Source organism: Mycobacterium sp. pV006, from assembly GCF_041287115.1.
Lineage (GTDB): Bacteria > Actinomycetota > Actinomycetes > Mycobacteriales > Mycobacteriaceae > Mycobacterium.
The window spans coordinates 19,430-34,991 of record NZ_JBGGKT010000003.1 but is presented as its reverse complement, the minus strand read 5'-3'; the positions used below and the strand labels follow the sequence as shown (position 1 = coordinate 34,991).

General features: G+C 67.8%; 13 protein-coding genes and 1 pseudogene. 9 read left to right on the top strand and 5 right to left on the bottom strand.

The window, feature by feature from the left end; genetic code table 11:
• Positions 1 to 34: 34 nt before the first annotated feature.
• On the bottom strand, positions 35 to 397 hold the full coding sequence (locus ACAG25_RS06165) for a DUF1844 domain-containing protein (RefSeq protein ID WP_370487452.1): 363 nt from the start codon (positions 395 to 397) through the stop codon (positions 35 to 37).
• A 225-nt stretch (positions 398 to 622) separates the two neighbouring features.
• Here ACAG25_RS06165 and infC point away from each other — a divergent pair, with 225 nt between their 5' ends.
• The 6 genes from infC (at position 623) to ACAG25_RS06135 (ending at position 5,592) form a co-directional block, all read left to right on the top strand.
• Positions 623 to 1,228: a translation initiation factor IF-3 gene (gene infC, locus ACAG25_RS06160; protein WP_370487747.1), complete on the top strand. Its 606-nt coding sequence runs from the start codon at positions 623 to 625 to the stop codon at positions 1,226 to 1,228.
• Positions 1,229 to 1,234: 6 nt separating this feature from the next.
• Positions 1,235 to 1,429 (top strand): 50S ribosomal protein L35, encoded by a 195-nt coding sequence (gene rpmI, locus ACAG25_RS06155; protein WP_370487451.1) that lies wholly within the window; start codon positions 1,235 to 1,237, stop codon positions 1,427 to 1,429.
• A 71-nt stretch (positions 1,430 to 1,500) separates the two neighbouring features.
• Positions 1,501 to 1,890, top strand: coding sequence for a 50S ribosomal protein L20 (gene rplT, locus ACAG25_RS06150; protein ID WP_370487450.1), 390 nt, complete (start codon positions 1,501 to 1,503; stop codon positions 1,888 to 1,890).
• A gap of 23 nt (positions 1,891 to 1,913) precedes the next feature.
• Positions 1,914 to 2,666: a TrmH family RNA methyltransferase gene (locus ACAG25_RS06145; RefSeq protein WP_370487449.1), complete on the top strand. Its 753-nt coding sequence runs from the start codon at positions 1,914 to 1,916 to the stop codon at positions 2,664 to 2,666.
• A gap of 337 nt (positions 2,667 to 3,003) precedes the next feature.
• Entirely contained in the window at positions 3,004 to 4,128 is a 1,125-nt protein-coding gene (locus tag ACAG25_RS06140) for a PE-PPE domain-containing protein (RefSeq protein WP_370487448.1), read from the top strand.
• Between the two features lie 216 nt (positions 4,129 to 4,344).
• Positions 4,345 to 5,592, top strand: a complete 1,248-nt coding sequence (locus ACAG25_RS06135; protein ID WP_370487447.1) for a PE-PPE domain-containing protein — start codon at positions 4,345 to 4,347, stop codon at positions 5,590 to 5,592.
• A 22-nt stretch (positions 5,593 to 5,614) separates the two neighbouring features.
• Here ACAG25_RS06135 and ACAG25_RS06130 read toward each other — a convergent pair whose 3' ends face one another.
• Positions 5,615 to 6,853, bottom strand: coding sequence for an acyl-CoA dehydrogenase family protein (locus tag ACAG25_RS06130; RefSeq protein ID WP_370487445.1), 1,239 nt, complete (start codon positions 6,851 to 6,853; stop codon positions 5,615 to 5,617).
• Between the two features lie 4 nt (positions 6,854 to 6,857).
• Positions 6,858 to 7,868, bottom strand: coding sequence for an oxygenase MpaB family protein (locus ACAG25_RS06125; RefSeq protein WP_370487444.1), 1,011 nt, complete (start codon positions 7,866 to 7,868; stop codon positions 6,858 to 6,860).
• A 157-nt stretch (positions 7,869 to 8,025) separates the two neighbouring features.
• Between ACAG25_RS06125 and ACAG25_RS06120 the strand changes: the two genes are divergently transcribed.
• From ACAG25_RS06120 to pheT, 3 genes are read left to right on the top strand one after another with little or no spacing between them, the layout of a single operon-like run.
• Positions 8,026 to 8,856: an adenylate/guanylate cyclase domain-containing protein gene (locus ACAG25_RS06120; RefSeq protein ID WP_370487443.1), complete on the top strand. Its 831-nt coding sequence runs from the start codon at positions 8,026 to 8,028 to the stop codon at positions 8,854 to 8,856.
• 40 nt (positions 8,857 to 8,896) lie between these two features.
• Positions 8,897 to 9,940, top strand: coding sequence for a phenylalanine--tRNA ligase subunit alpha (gene pheS, locus ACAG25_RS06115; RefSeq protein WP_370487442.1), 1,044 nt, complete (start codon positions 8,897 to 8,899; stop codon positions 9,938 to 9,940).
• A complete protein-coding gene (gene pheT, locus ACAG25_RS06110) occupies positions 9,940 to 12,438 on the top strand; it encodes a phenylalanine--tRNA ligase subunit beta (RefSeq protein ID WP_370487440.1) in 2,499 nt (832 codons plus the stop codon). Before pheS ends, pheT begins: the two co-directional genes overlap by 1 nt.
• Before the next feature lie 17 nt (positions 12,439 to 12,455).
• Here pheT and ACAG25_RS06105 read toward each other — a convergent pair whose 3' ends face one another.
• Together ACAG25_RS06105 and ACAG25_RS06100 are read right to left on the bottom strand one after the other, a co-directional pair.
• Positions 12,456 to 15,083, bottom strand: coding sequence for an AAA family ATPase (locus tag ACAG25_RS06105; protein WP_370487439.1), 2,628 nt, complete (start codon positions 15,081 to 15,083; stop codon positions 12,456 to 12,458).
• A 154-nt stretch (positions 15,084 to 15,237) separates the two neighbouring features.
• Positions 15,238 to 15,477: pseudogene (locus ACAG25_RS06100) on the bottom strand (adenylate/guanylate cyclase domain-containing protein); the annotation flags it as partial.
• Positions 15,478 to 15,562: the final 85 nt, after the last annotated feature.

The window sequence follows — 15,562 nt, the reverse complement described above, 5'->3', positions numbered from 1 at the left end:
TATTCGCGAAAGGCGCTCAGACGCGGGAAACGCGCTACCAAACGGGGCCGGTGTATTTCTCTCCGGGACCTTTGCCGGGCTCGTCGGGAGCCGCGCTGGACTCGCGGAACGCCAACTGCAGGGTCTTGAGGCCGTCGCGCACCGGACCCGCGTGCGGGCCGAGGTACTCGGCGGATGCGGTGACCAGCCCGGCCAGGGCGGTGATCAGGCGGCGCGCCTCGTCGAGGTCGCGATGCGGGCTGTCGTCGGGATCCTCGGCGGACAGTCCGAGCTTCTCGGCCGCGGCGCTCATCAGCATCACGGCGGCCCGGGTGATCACCTCGACGGCGGGCACGTCGGCGAGTTCGCGGACGGGCGGGGAGTCCCCGGCTTCGGCGTGTGCGGGATCATCGGTCATAGCTGCTAGACTTGCACGCGCGACCGCCCCGGCGAACGCTGGGCGCACAAGTGGAGTCCCGCTCCCACCGCTGACCGATGCTTGATCGAAGGTACAGCGGTCCGGTCACAGGCATCGACGATGCCTGTTCTGGTCGGCACTGGGCCCTGCTGCGAGCAGGGCTTCCTGCTCTCGGTGGAGCAGTGCCGTGGTTTGGGGCTCCTTGAGGACAACATAGGAGGCCCCATCAGCACTGAGACCCGCGTCAACGAGCGCATTCGCGTACCTGAGGTTCGCCTGATCGGACCAGGCGGTGAACAGGTAGGCATCGTGCGCATCGAAGATGCTCTCCGCGTCGCCGCGGATGCTGATCTCGATCTCGTCGAAGTAGCTCCGAATGCCAGACCACCCGTCTGCAAGATCATGGACTACGGCAAGTACAAGTACGAGACAGCCCAAAAGGCGCGCGAGTCTCGCAAGAACCAGCAGCAGACCGTCGTCAAAGAGCAGAAGCTGCGTCCCAAGATCGATCCGCACGACTACGAGACCAAGAAGGGTCACGTCATCCGCTTCCTGGAAGCCGGGTCGAAGGTCAAGGTGACGATCATGTTCCGAGGGCGCGAGCAGTCGCGTCCCGAACTGGGCTTCCGCCTCCTGCAGCGCCTGGGTGCCGACGTGGCCGAGTACGGCTTCGTCGAGACGTCCGCGAAGCAGGACGGTCGCAACATGACGATGGTGCTGGCTCCGCACCGCGGCGCGAAGACTCGCGCCAAGGCGGCGCACGACGCCGACGCGCCGACCGGGGGCTCCGGAGACGCGCCGGCCGACAACCAGACCGACACACAGAACTGAGGAAACATGCCCAAGGCGAAGACCCACAGCGGCGCTTCGAAGCGGTTCCGTCGCACCGGGACCGGAAAGATCATGCGCCAGAAGGCCAACCGCAGGCACCTTCTCGAGCACAAGCCCTCGACCCGCACGCGTCGGCTCGACGGCCGCACCACGGTGTCGGGTAACGACGCCAAGCGCATCGCGAAGATGCTGGACGGCTGATCACCCAGCCCCAGCGCCCCGACGGTGCATCCGTCGGCACGAACTGACCCGTACGAGAATAGGAACAACCCATGGCACGCGTGAAACGCGCAGTCAACGCGCAGAAGAAGCGGCGCACCATCCTCAAGGCTTCGAAGGGCTACCGCGGCCAGCGGTCACGCCTGTACCGCAAGGCCAAAGAGCAGCAGCTGCACTCCCTGACCTATGCCTACCGTGACCGCAAGGCCCGCAAGGGCGACTTCCGCAAGCTGTGGATCACCCGCATCAACGCGGCCGCCCGCGCCAACGGCATCACCTACAACCGGCTGATCCAGGGGCTCAAGGCCGCTGGCGTCGAGGTCGACCGCAAGAACCTCGCCGAGATCGCGGTGAGCGATCCGGCTGCGTTCGCCGCGCTGGTCGAGGTCGCCAAGGCCGCGCTGCCCGAGGATGTCAACGCTCCGTCAGGCGAGGCTGCCTGACCCTCACCGAGCGATCTGCCCGGGTGGTCGCAGCGGTCAAGCTGCACCGCCACACTGGGCGCCGCCGCGCCGCACGCTTCCTCGCCGAAGGCCCCAACCTCGTCGAGGCAGCGTTGCGGCGCGGACTTGTCTCCGAGGTGTTCGCGACCGAGGCCGCGGCTGAACGCTTCGGCACGCTGCTGACCGGAGCGCCGGTGCAACTGGTCACCGAGCGGGCAGCAAAAGCTCTGTCGGACACCGTGACACCGGTCGGTCTGGTAGCGGTGTGCACGATGCCCGACATCGATCTCACCGCGCTACTCGCGGACAGCCCGCAACTGGTCGCCGTTCCGGTCGGCATCTCCGAACCGGGTAACGCCGGCACCGTGATCCGGGTCGCGGACGCGATGGGTGCCGACGCGGTCGTGCTGGCAGGGGCTTCCGTCGATCCCTTCAACGGCAAGTGTCTGCGGGCATCGGCCGGGAGCATCTTCTCCATCCCGGTGCTCAGCGAGCCCGACGAGCACAGCGTCGTCGCGCGGCTCCGGCAGGCCGGGATGCAGGTGCTGGCAACCGTTCTCGATGGCGATGTGAGCCTCGATGACGCCGAGCTGGGCCCGCCGACTGCCTGGTTGTTCGGGTCCGAGGCACACGGACTTCCGGCGACGCTGGCGGATGCGGCCGATCGCCGCGTGCACATCCCGATGGTCGGCGGCGCCGAAAGTCTGAACATCGCGTCGGCAGCCGCGATCTGTCTGTACCAGAGCGCGCGGGTCCACCGGCGGGCCGCGACCTAGACATGACGTCAGCTTGCGCCTCGGCAGTAGCTGGATTCGCGCAGGACGGTATGCGCCGCCTCGGCGCGCTCCGCACCCGGGGCTCCAATCCACCGCGGGATGGCTGGGTTTCGTCTTCGATCGCCATCGGGCTAAGCGTGGAATTGCCTAATTGACGCGGATATTCGGGTGACAGCAAAGATCACCGCCCATGGGGCGGTGAGCCCACCGATTTGCTGTACGCCCGTCCCATCTCAGGTTGTATGCCCACGGCTGCGGATCGGGTACCCTGACCCCGGTTAACTTGTGCGGATTCAGCAAATCCGCGGTGGGGGAGTTTCTTTGGCAGGGGGGCGCCATGAAGCGTTTGGCTGTGTTGATCAGTGCTGCTCTGGTCGGGCTCTCGCCCGGGATCGCGACGGGTGACACGGCACTGATCGTGGGTGGCGCCGGCCCCTACGCCGAACTGGACGAACAACAGATCCGTTCTGCGCTCGGCGGTTACTTCGCCACCTACGACCTGGTCAAGGTGGAGTTCCCGGGATGGGCCGGCCTCGGCTATTCCATCGACGTCGGGGCCGACAACATGATGACCGCGATCGCCGAGACCCCGGGACCGAAAACCCTCGGTGGGGTTTCCAAGGGGGCACCCGTGATCGATGAGGTTCTGCGCCGGTTGATGGAAGACGATGACCGCCCGGCCCCGGCCGAACTGAACGCCGTCATCTACGGCTACCCCAACCGGACCGTCTTCGCGCGGAACGGGGTCCCGTACCGTCCGTTGCCGGAGACGCCGTATGACGTGCTGATCGTCAAGGCGCAGTACGACGGTCTCGCCGATTGGCCGGACAACACGCTGAACTTCCTGGCCGTGGTCAACGCGCTGATGGGCGCCACCCAGTTCCATGTCGACGCGGCCTTTTACGACATCGATCTGGTCCCCCGCGAGGCGCCGTACTACACCGAGAGCGTCAACGGACTCGGCGGCAAGACGACGAGCATCCTGATCCCGACACCGATCCTGCCGCTGTTGCGTCCATTGGCGCCCAACGGTGTGGCCACCGATTTCGTCCGGTTCCTCGACGGATTGTTGCGGCCCGTCATCGACTCGGCGTACAACCGCGCCCCGGTCGGGGTGCGGTCGGCGATCACCTCGAGTGCCGAGGATGAAAAGTCTTCTTCGGCAGTGGAACTCGTCAAGCCACTCAGTGCCGGCCAACCGGCGCGGGCTTCGTCTGCTGTTGAGGTCGATTCTCGCGGAGCGGATTTCGACACGAAAACGGATGCCGAGACCGAAGGTGCCGCCGCGCTCTTGCGGGAGGAGACCACTGCCGCGGAGAAGGCCGAGAAAGAGACGGTACCGAGCCGGTCCGCAGACGACGCCGCCACATCGGCACCGCAGCGAAGTCTCGAGCGCGAGAAGCCCGGTCCGCCCACCCGCCGCGAAACCCGGTCTCAGCGGCAGGTTGGAAAAACTCGGTAACTTTGCCGGAGAGCTGGCGGGCTCCCGGTGGCCCACGTCTGCGCCACCGATGGAATCAGCACGCGTTTCATCGAAATAATCCAGGTGAGACCTCCTGGATCCAGGTGAGATCCAGGCCCGGAACTAGGCCCTTTGATCCATTGTCGCGCTGCTCGGCCCGCAGTAGCCTGCCCGATACCAGCAAATGCTGGAGGGCGGGACGAAGTAGGTGCGGCCATGTATCGCATAGGAGTTTTCCTCAGCGTCATCCTTCTCGGGGTCTTCTCGGCCGCGGTGCGAGGTCCCTCAGATGGGGTGATCACCGGCTTGTGGCAGTACGCGATGCTGGCCGATGAGACTCCGAAGCCCACCGCGTTGATCATCGGCGGCAAAGGCGGATACGCGGAGTTGTCCGACGAGCAGATGCGGACGGCGTTCGGGGGACTACTCGCCTCCTATGAGCGGGTCAACGTGCCGTTCCCGGGTGATCCGGACTTCGGCTACTCGATCGGAGTGGGAGCCGACAATCTGTACGACGCGGTCAAGAACACGTCCGGGGTGATGCTCATCGGCGCTGTCTCGCAGGGCGCACCGACGGTGCCGGAAGTGTTGCGCCGGTTGATGGACGACCCCGATCGGCCCCTACCCGGCGAGCTCACGGCGATGGTGTACTCGTATCCGGTCCCACTGTTGTTCCTTCTCGGCGGAGCGCGATACGTCCCCTTCCCGGAGACGCCCTACGACATCCTGAACATCTCGGCCGAATACGACGGAATCTCCGACTTCCCGGACAACTGGTTCAACATCCTCGCCGTGGTCAACGCGATCATGGGCGGCGCCGAACTGCACGTCGACCGCGCGTTCTTCGATGTCCGAACCCAACCGACCCGGTTTGTCGAGGTCACCAACGACCTCGGCGGCACCACGACGTACGTGCTTATTCCGACCCCCAGATTGCCGCTGCTCACCCCCTGGGTCGAAGCTGGATTCCCTCCGGAGTTCATCGATTTCATGGACGCCCTCCTGCGCCCGATCATCGACTCCGCCTACATCCGACCTCGCATGGAGGTCGGTGTGCCGGAGATCCTCAAGCCTCCGCCGATCACTCCGCCCGAGACTCCCGCGCCACCGGTGAGTGCGCCTCTGAGTGTCGAGGACGAGGGCGCGCAGAACCGCATCGCGGCCGGCAGCGGCGATCCCGCACCGGTCACCGACGAGGCCCCCGACACCAGTGAGGAGAACAGCCCGATCGCCGACGGCGGCGGAATCGACGACGGATCCGGTTCCCCGGATCCGACCGGGCCGGACATCATCGACGACGAAGACATCCCGCTCGAGTCGAACGAGGCCGAGATCGACGGTGCCGAGACGGGTGGGGCCGTGAACGAACCGCCCGCCGGGGAGGGGCCCGACGAGCAGGCCGAGGAGCCGGCGGCGGCGCCCGCGGCCGATGTTGAATCCCCGGCCGCAGACGACGCCCAATAGGTGGACGGCGCGGAAGCCCGGGCTACCCCGACAGCAACCCGCGCGCGACGTGGGTGATCTGCACCTCGTTACTGCCGGCGTAGATCATCAGCGACTTCGCGTCGCGGGCAAGCTGTTCCACGCGGTACTCGGTCATGTAGCCGTTGCCGCCGAACAGCTGAACGGCCTCCATGGCCACGTCGGTGGCCGCCTGCGAGCAGTACCACTTGATCGCCGACGCCTCGGCCAATGAGATCGGCTTCCCGGCTTCGGAGGCTTCGATGACGCGGAACAGCATGTTGCGCACGTTCATCCGCGCCACTTCCATGTTGGCCAATTTGAGCTGGATCAGCTGGAACTGGCCGATCTCCTTGCCCCACAAGGTGCGTGACTTCGCGTAGTCGACGCTCAGGCGCAGGCACTCCTCGATGACGCCGAGAGACATCGCCGCGACACCGATCCGCTCGGCCGAGAAGCTGGACCGAGCGCTGTCGCGACCGTCGCCGGCGGAGTTGTTCTCGGTCTCACCGAGGAGTCGGTCCTTGCCCAGGCGGACGTCGTTGAAGAACAGCTCGCCGGTGCGTGAGGAGTGGATGCCCATCTTGTGGAACGGTTTCGACTGCACGAAGCCGTCCATGCCCTTGTCGAGGACGAAGGTCAAGACCTTGCGGTCCCGCTTGTCGATCGACGGGTCGCCTTCGTCGAGCTTGGCGTACACCACCACGACGTCGGCGTCGGGACCATTGGTGATGAACGTCTTCTGTCCGTTGAGGATGTAGTCGTCACCGTCGCGCACGACATAGGACTTCATGCCGCCGAACGCGTCCGACCCGGAGTCGGGTTCGGTGATGGCCCACGCGCCGACCTTGTCGTAGGTCACCAGGTCAGGCAGCCAGCGCTCCTGCTGGGCCAGCGTGCCGCGGCTCATGATGGTGGGCACGGTGAGGCCCAGGCTGACGCCCATCCCGGTCACCACGCCCATGCTCACCCGGCAGAGCTCACTGATGAGCACAAAACCCATGCCGGGCGAACCGCCGCCACCGAACATGCCGCCGGAACTCTTCGACGCCGAGGTGTCGCCGGCGCGCATCCGATCCAGGCGCTTGTTCAGCGATTCGCGGGCCATGTCGGCGATACCGAACGTGGCGAACAACTTTCGGATGATGGGGTAGGGCTCCATCTCGCCGCTCTCCAGCGCGTCGACATGGGGGCGGATCTCCTTGTCCACGAACTCGCGGACAGCGTCGCGCACGGCAATATCTACATCAGACCAATCCAGCATGCCCTCAGGCTGCCTTATCGCCTTTCGGTGGTCTGACACCGGCCAGCGAAAACGTGGTGTGCAGCAGCGAGCCGACCCGGTCGAGGAGGGACTTGTGCGGCGGGACGTAATGGATCGGCAGGTGCCGTTGATCGCGCGGCGGCGCCATGAACGCCGGCGCCTCCACCAGCGGGGCGTCCGCGGCGATCTTGCCTTCGGCGCGCCGGTAGGCGGCCACGGCGCGGGGATGCAGCCGGATCTCGTCGGGCACGGCGACGAAGGCCAGCTCGACGAACTTGCCGAACAGCCGCAGCAGGATCTCGTCGCCCGGCGTCCAGCGCATCCCGGCTTTCTCGCGCACGGCGGGATCGAACACGCCGGCGGCGATCCAGCGCTGCGCGCCGACCATCGGCTTGAACAACTGGTCCCACAGAGGCGTCGGCATCAATACGAACTTCGGCTTCGGGATGCGCATCGAGAAGATGTCGAGGGTGGCCTTGTTGATCTCGAGCTCTTCTTCGCACTTGCGGTCCCAGTACTCGCAGAAGTCCTCCCAGGACTCCGGCACGGGCCGCATGCTCATGCCGTACATGCGGTACCACTGGACGTGCTCGTCGAAGAGCTGGCGCTTCTCGGCTTCGGTCAGCCCGCCGCAAAAGTACTCCGCGGTCTTGATGATCAGCATGAAGAAGGTGGCGTGCGCCCAGTAGAACGTCTCGGGGTTCAGCGCGTGGTAGCGACGACCCGCGCTGTCGGTCCCTTTGATGGTCGTGTGATAGCTGCGGATCTGCGCGCCGGTCTGCGCGGCGCGCTGCCCGTCGTACACCACGCCCATGATCGGGTAGACCGACCGGGCCACCCGCTGCAGGGGCTCGCGCAGCAGGATCGAGTGGTCCTCGACGCCGGCGCCGAGTTCGGGATACATGTTCTGGATGGCGCCGATCCACACGCCGAGCATGCCGGTGCGCACGTCGCCGAAGTACTTCCACGTCAGCGAATCAGGCCCGAGAGGGTTGTCGGTGGTCGAGGTTGCCATCGCCGGTGATCGCACTCTTCCACGCTACTGTTGACAACAACCGTTGTCCACGAATTCGGCGACGTTCCCGCCTTCTGTTATTCAGCCTCCACAGCTGCTGTACATCGCTGTGACCTGCTGGTTCAGTCAGGTATCGCAGCTCGATTACGCTGACTGCGTGGATGACGACCCGCCGGGCGAGCACACCGGCCGCTCCGCGACCGGTCCGATCGGCTGGCTCCGGACGGTCAACCAGCATGCCGGGGCGATCTCGTTCCTGCAGCGGGTCCGCAAAGGCCTGCCCGGTGATCCGGAGTTCGGTGATCCGCTTTCGGCGGCCGGGGTGGGCGGGCCTGCCGCGGCGGCGCGGGCGGCCGATCGTCTGCTCGACCGGCACGCCGTCACCCGGGAGGTGAGCCTCGGAGCTCTGCAGGTCTGGCAGGCGCTGACCGAACGCGTGTCCGGCCGCCCGGCCAACGCGGAGGTGACGCTGGTGTTCACCGACCTGGTCGGGTTCTCGGCGTGGTCGCTGGGCGCCGGCGACGAGGCCACCCTGCGCCTGCTGCGGCGCATCGCGCAGGTTGTCGAGCCACCACTGTTGGAGGCCGGCGGTCACATCGTCAAGCGGATGGGTGACGGCCTGATGGCGGTTTTCGCGGACCCGACCACGGCGGTGCGTTCGGTGCTGGCCGCCCGCGAGGGGGTCAAGGAGGTCGACGTCGACGGGTACTCCCCGCGGATGCGCGTCGGGATCCACACCGGTCACCCGCAGCGGCTCGGCTCGGACTGGTTGGGCATCGACGTCAACATCGCCGCGCGGGTGATGGAGCGCGCCACACGTGGCGAACTGGTGGTTTCGCAGTCGACCCTGCAGCGGATCCCGCCCGAGGAGTTCGACACGCTGGGTGTCACCGCGCGCAAGCTGCGCCGACCGATGTTCGCCCACAAATCCGACGGCGTGCCTGAAGACTTCGCGATGTACCGACTCAAACCGGCCGACGGGTCCTAGGCGACGGAGGGCGCTCGGCCGCATCGCCTATGATCGCCGGGTGGCTGATCAGCCAGTAGACCTCTCAGACGATGCGCTGGCCGAAGCGGTCAGCGCAGCCAGGCGTGCGTTCGCCCAGGCTGCGAACCTCGACGACCTCGCGCGCGCCAAGACCGAACACCTCGGCGACCGCTCGCCGGTGGCGGTGGCCCGCCAGTCGCTGGGTGCGCTGCCCAAGGCCGAGCGCGCGGACGCGGGTAAGCGCGTCAACGTGGCCCGCACCGAGGCGCAGCAGGCCTACGACGAGCGGCTGGCGCAACTGCGGGCCGAACGTGACGCGGCGGTGCTGGTCGCCGAGCGCATCGACGTCACGCTGCCGTCCACGCGCCAACCGGTGGGGGCACGCCACCCGATCACGATCCTGGCCGAGAACATCGCCGACACCTTCGTCGCGATGGGCTGGGAGCTCGCCGAGGGCCCGGAGGTCGAGACCGAGCAGTTCAACTTCGACGCTCTGAATTTCCCGCCCGACCACCCGGCGCGCAGCGAGCAGGACACGTTCCACATCGCACCGGACGGTTCGCGGCAGGTGCTGCGCACCCACACCTCCCCGGTGCAGATCCGCGCGCTGCTCGAGCGCGAGTTGCCGGTGTACATCATCTCGATCGGGCGGACGTTCCGCACCGACGAACTCGACGCCACCCACACCCCGGTGTTCCATCAGGTCGAGGGTCTGGCCGTCGACAAGGGCCTGACCATGGCGCACCTGCGCGGCACCCTCGATGCGTTCGCCCGCGCCCAGTTCGGTCCCCAGGGTCGCACCCGGTTCCGGCCGCACTTCTTCCCGTTCACCGAGCCCTCGGCAGAGGTCGACATCTGGTTCCCGAACAAGAAGGGCGGGCCGGGCTGGGTCGAGTGGGGCGGTTGCGGCATGGTCAACCCTAATGTGTTGCGCGCCTGCGGCATCGACCCCGACGTGTATTCGGGTTTCGCCTTCGGCATGGGATTGGAGCGCACCCTGCAGTTCCGCAACGGCATCCCCGACATGCGTGACATGGTCGAAGGGGACATCCGGTTCTCCCTTCCGTTCGGGGTGGACGCCTGATGCGCCTCCCGTACACCTGGCTGCGTGACGTGGTGCGCGCCGGGGCTCCCGGCTGGGACGTTCCGGCCGACGAACTGGAGCAGACGTTCATCCGCATCGGCCACGAGGTCGAGGACGTGATCCGTCTCGGCCCGGTGACCGGACCGTTGACCGTGGGCCGAGTCGCGCAGATCGAGGACCTGACCGAGTTCAAGAAGCCGATCCGTGCGGTCAAGGTCGACGTCGGCGCCCAGAACGTCGACGGGCAGCCCCGCGACATCGTCTGCGGCGCCACCAACTTCGCCGTCGGCGACCTCGTCGTCGTCGCGCTGCCCGGCACCGTGCTGCCCGGTGACTTCACCATCTCCACGCGCAAGACCTACGGCCGGGTGTCCGACGGGATGATCTGCTCGGCGTCGGAACTCAACCTCGGCACCGATCACTCCGGCATCCTGGTGCTGCCGCCCGGCACCGCCGAGCCCGGCGCCTCGGCGACCGAGGTGCTCGGTCTCGACGACGTGGTGTTCGACCTGGCCGTCACGCCCGACCGCGGTTACTGCCTGTCGGTGCGCGGGATGGCCCGCGAGATCGCCAACGCCTACGACCTCGACTACGCAGATCCTGCGGACGTCCCGCCGCTGCCGGTCGAGGGTGAGGCCCTGCCGGTGACCATCGACAGCGGCACCGGTGTGCTGCGGTTCGGGCTGCGCCCGGTGACCGGTATCGACCCGAACGCGGTGTCGCCGTGGTGGCTTCAGCGTCGACTGCTGCTCAGCGGGATCCGCGCGATCTCGCCTGCGGTGGACGTCACGAACTACGTGATGCTCGAGCTCGGGCATCCGATGCACGCCCACGACCGGTCGTTGATCACCGGCGGGTTCCGCGTCCGCTTCGCCGAGCCGGGGGAGACCGTGGTCACCCTCGACGACGTCGAGCGCAAACTCGACCCGGCCGACGTGCTGATCGTCGACGACGTCGCCACCGCCGCGATCGGCGGCGTCATGGGCGCCGGCACCACCGAGGTGCGCGAGAGCACCACCGACGTGCTGCTCGAAGCCGCCGTCTGGGATCCGGCCGCGGTGTCGCGCACCCAACGCCGGCTGCGGCTGGCCAGCGAAGCCGGCCGGCGCTACGAGCGCACCGTCGATCCGGCGGTGTCGGTCGCCGCGCTCGACCGCTGCGCCGCACTGCTCGCCGAGATCGCCGGCGGTACAATCGGATCCGGGCTCACCGACTGGCGCAGTGAACAGGCCCGCGACAACTGGTCTCCGCCGCCGGTCACCATCCCGCTCGACCTGCCCGACCGCACCGCGGGAGTGGCCTACCCGCCCGGAACCACCGAGAAGCGGCTGCGCCAGATCGGTGCCCGCGTCACCGTCGAGGGCGATCACGTCACCGTCGTTCCGCCGAGCTGGCGTCCGGACATGCGGCAGCCCGCGGACCTCGTCGAAGAGGTGATGCGGCTCGAGGGTCTCGACGTCGTCCCGTCGGTGCTGCCGGCCGCACCCGCCGGCCGTGGTCTGACCGCCGTGCAGAAGCGGCGCCGCGCGGTCGGCAAGTCGCTGGCGCTCAACGGCTATGTCGAGATCCTGCCGACCCCGTTCCTGCCTGCCGGGATCTTCGACCAGTGGGGTTTGGCCACCGACGACGCGCGCCGCAACACCACGCGGGTGCTCAACCCGCTGGAGGCCGACCGGCCGCATCTGGCCACCACGTTGCTGCCCGGGTTGCTGGAAGCGTTGACGCGCAACGTGTCCCGCGGCGCCGTCGACACGGCGTTGTTCGCCATCGCGCAGGTCGTCGAACCGACCAGTCAGACCCGCGCCGTCGACCGCATCCCCACCGACCGCCGTCCCACCGACGACGAGATCGCGATGCTCGACGCCTCCCTGCCGCACCAACCGCAGCACGTCGCCGCGGTGCTCACGGGATTGCGTGAGCCCGCAGGCCCGTGGGGTCCCGGACGGCGGGTGGAAGCCGCCGACGCCTTCGAGGCGGTCCGGATCGTCGGGCGAGCGGTGGGCGTCGACTTCACGTTCCGCGCCGCGGAGTACCTGCCGTGGCATCCCGGGCGGTGCGCCGAGATCCTCGTCGGCGAGCAGGTGGTCGGTCACGCAGGCCAACTGCACCCCGCCGTGATCGAACGCTCGGGGCTGCCCAAGGGAACCTGCGCAGTCGAACTCGACCTGGACGCCGTGCCGGTCGTCGAGCGCCTGCCCGTCCCGAGCGTCTCGCCGTTCCCGGCGGTGTTCCAGGACGTCGCGCTGGTCGTCGACGAGGACGTGGAAGCACAGAGCGTGGTCGACGCGGTCCGTGCGGGTGCGGGCGAACTACTCGAAGACGTCCGGATCTTCGACGTCTACACGGGCCCGCAGATCGGCGAGGGCCGCAAATCCCTGGCGCTGGCGCTGCGGTTCCGGGCGATGGATCGCACCCTCACCGAAGAAGATGCCAGCGCCGCGCGTGAAGCCGCCGTCGCGCTCGCCGCGCAGCGCCTCGGGGCCGAGCAGCGCAGCTGACCCGCGCACCGGACCGCTCAAAGCAGGGACGGAAAGATCTCCGTCGCGGTCTGCGGCAGTTCGTAGTCCGAAGTGGCCGCCGCTGCGCGCGCCCTGTCCAGGTAGGTGTGCCTGCCGTCGTCGTCGCCGACGGCTTCGGCCAGCAGGGCGCGTAGTCGCAGCATCGGCACCCGATACAGCGCCAACCCGGAAGCCGCCGTCGCGCTCGAGAGCTGATCGACTGCGGCGGTGGCTTCGGCAAGGTCCCCGGCCGAGCCACGTTTGACCAGAGACTCCACCAGTATCGAGGTGGCCACGCCCATCGACAGGACCTCGCCCGCAGCGCGCATATCGCTGATCGATCCGCGCACGTTGTTGATTGCGCCCGAGAGGTCACCGCGCTGGGCCATGGACCGGGCGAGTGCGGGTCCGGCCAGCGCCAGCGCGTTCATCGTGAATCCGTGCCGGTTACAGGCATCTCGGGCTGTGCTGAGGAGCTCGGTTGCCTCGTCGGTGGGGACGTTCCCGTAGGCCAGGACGAGTCCGCGGGCCACCTGTGCGGTGGTGAGCGTGAACTCGTCGCCGGCCTGCTCGGCCAGTCGGAGCGCTTCCGCTGATTCGTCGAGAGCCACCTCGTCCACGCGGCGTGCCCCCACCGGGACCGACAGGATGTACTTGTACAACACGGCACTGACGCGGCTGGCGGGATCCAGATTCCGCGACAGTTCTATCGCGGCGTCGCTGTCGGCACGCCATCCGGGGATCCCGAGGCACAGTCGGTACAGACCGCGCATTCGCGTCGCGGTGGCAAGCGGCGAGCCGAACAGAAGGTCGCCCCTCGGCTCGATGTCGGACAGGTCGATGACGTCCTGAGCGATCGCCAGGGCTTCGCGAAGTCGGCCGACTTCGGACAACGAGTATGCGACCGCAGGCAACAGCGCATAGCTGAGTCCGGGATCTCCCAGCGCGCGAAGGAGTCTCGTCAACTCGGGAATCAGCGCGAGGGCTTCACGGTGCCGGTGCTGGCCGCTGAGCGCCATGACCATCCCGGCCATACCTGTCGCAAGCGATCGGCGATCACCGGTCGCCGTGGACAGCTCGCGAAGCGTTTCCAGCCCGGACTGCTCCAGATCGCCGCCGGTGCGCCATGACTGCCCGCACAGCTGGGTGAGTGCGGCGGTCAGCAATTGCGACCGCTGCGGGTCGCCGTCCAGCGCCTCGGCGGCCGCGCGTGCCGACCGCCAGCTCTCCCGCGCGGCACGCTGGTCACGGCTGCGGAGCCACCGGCCGGCGCGCATATGCCAGTCGAAGGCGGAACGCAATTCGCCGGCGGCGTGCAGGTGTTCGGCGATCAGCGCGGCGTGGGGGTCGGGGTCCGCGTGGTGTGTCTGTTGGAGCGCTGCCGCCACCCGGCGGTGCGCGTCGCGCCGTACCGTCTTGAGTTGTGACTCGTAGGCCACCGCACGAATCAGCGGGTGGCGGAAGGTGAACTCCGTCGGAGACGTCGGGGACACCCGGTCGACGAATTCGCCTTCCCGAAGCTCCTCCAGCGCGGACGCCAGGCGGGCGTCGTCGGGCACGACGCTACGGAGCAGGTCTCTGTCGAAGCGGATGCCGATGACCGCCGCGGCATACAGCACCGACTTGACCGACGAGGGCAGACGATCGACGCGCGCTCCGATGGTGGCGCGGACAGTGGCCGGAACAGACAGAGCGGTGTCTTGTCCCGTGCTGCGGTAGCGCCCGCGTCGCCCCGACAGGACGCCGCGTTCGGCGAGGTCACGGACGAGTTCTGTGACGAAAAGCGGATTGCCCCCGGCTGTTTCGACGATCCGGCCGGCAATGCCCGACACCGACGCATCGGATCCGAGTAACTGGGTGGTCAGAGCGGTCACCTCCGAGTCGGCGAGTGGCTTCAGCACGACCGCCTCGCCGGCGGCAACGGTGGTGAGTGCACCGCGATACTCGGGCCTGTGGGTGACGACGAAGAGCGAACGCGTCTGCGGGAGAGCTTCGGCCACCAGGGCCAGCAGCGACTCGCTGGCTTCGTCGATCCAGTGCACGTCTTCCATCACGTGGAGAGCCGGCGGACGCTGCAGCATGACGGTCGTGACCAGGGATCCGAGCCGGCGTCGGAGCGCGTCTGCGGAGACCTCGGGCAGAGCCGAACCCGGCTCCCCGATGCCTAGCAGGTCCTCGAGGAGGAGCAGATCACCAGGGTCGGCGTCCACCAGTTCAGCGCGGACTCGCAGCCTCGCCTGCTGCGCGGGGACAGCGCCGAGGGTGAACAGCGCCCTGAACAGAGACCTCGCCGCACTGAACGGCACAGTGCGCGTGTGTGATTCACAGTAGGAGAGGTACACAGGCAGTGATCGCGCGGCGGCAAGCCCGATGAGCTCCTCGAGCAGGCGCGTCTTTCCGATTCCCGGCGGGCCCACCACTCGCGCCACGCGTCCTTGTGACGCGCAGCGATCCAGCAGCGCCGCCAGGACAGCCAACTCGTCGGCGCGTCCGGTCAGCGTGGTGTCGGAGGCCGACGGTGGACCCGGTACGAAAGCCATCAGGCGACGGACGGCTATCGGCTCCTGACGCCCTTTGACGGCGACGAGTTCCGGCTCGGTGAGAACGGCGCGATTTGCCACCAACCGCGCGGTGGCGGCGCTCACAGCGATACCTCCGACCGGTGCCACAGACTCCATCCGCTGCGCCATCCCGACTTTCTTCACCGATCGTGGCGTAGCCGATGCCGCCCGAATCCCAGTCGCCGGCGACCACCTGACCGGAGTTCAGGCCGACGCGCACCTGCAACTCGATACCGTCGCGGGCGCGCACCTCGGCGGCCTGCGCCTCGATCTCGTCGACGAGACAGAGAGCGGCGCGACAGGCCAGGGCGGCGTGGTTCTCGACCGTGCGCGGTACGCCGAAGACGGCCATCAGACCGTCACCGGTGAACTGATTGACGGTGCCGCTGTGTGCGTGGATCACCGCGGCCGACCGGCGCATCAACTCGGTCATGATCTCGCCGAGACGCTCGGGTCCTACGGCTCTGGCGATGTCCATCGATCGCACGACATCGGCGAACAACACGGTGACGTGCTTGTATTCGACCGCCTCGGGCGAAACGGCGCGCGTCCCGCAGGAATGG

What these genes read in the sequence shown, in the direction of transcription:
- ACAG25_RS06165 (WP_370487452.1), bottom strand. Translation starts at nt 397, where the DNA reads ATGACCGATGATCCCGCACACGCCGAAGCCGGGGACTCCCCGCCCGTC.
- rpmI (WP_370487451.1), top strand. Translation starts at nt 1,235, where the DNA reads ATGCCCAAGGCGAAGACCCACAGCGGCGCTTCGAAGCGGTTCCGTCGC.
- rplT (WP_370487450.1), top strand. Translation starts at nt 1,501, where the DNA reads ATGGCACGCGTGAAACGCGCAGTCAACGCGCAGAAGAAGCGGCGCACC.
- ACAG25_RS06140 (WP_370487448.1), top strand. Translation starts at nt 3,004, where the DNA reads ATGAAGCGTTTGGCTGTGTTGATCAGTGCTGCTCTGGTCGGGCTCTCG.
- ACAG25_RS06135 (WP_370487447.1), top strand. Translation starts at nt 4,345, where the DNA reads ATGTATCGCATAGGAGTTTTCCTCAGCGTCATCCTTCTCGGGGTCTTC.
- ACAG25_RS06130 (WP_370487445.1), bottom strand. Translation starts at nt 6,853, where the DNA reads ATGCTGGATTGGTCTGATGTAGATATTGCCGTGCGCGACGCTGTCCGC.
- ACAG25_RS06125 (WP_370487444.1), bottom strand. Translation starts at nt 7,868, where the DNA reads ATGGCAACCTCGACCACCGACAACCCTCTCGGGCCTGATTCGCTGACG.
- pheT (WP_370487440.1), top strand. Translation starts at nt 9,940, where the DNA reads ATGCGCCTCCCGTACACCTGGCTGCGTGACGTGGTGCGCGCCGGGGCT.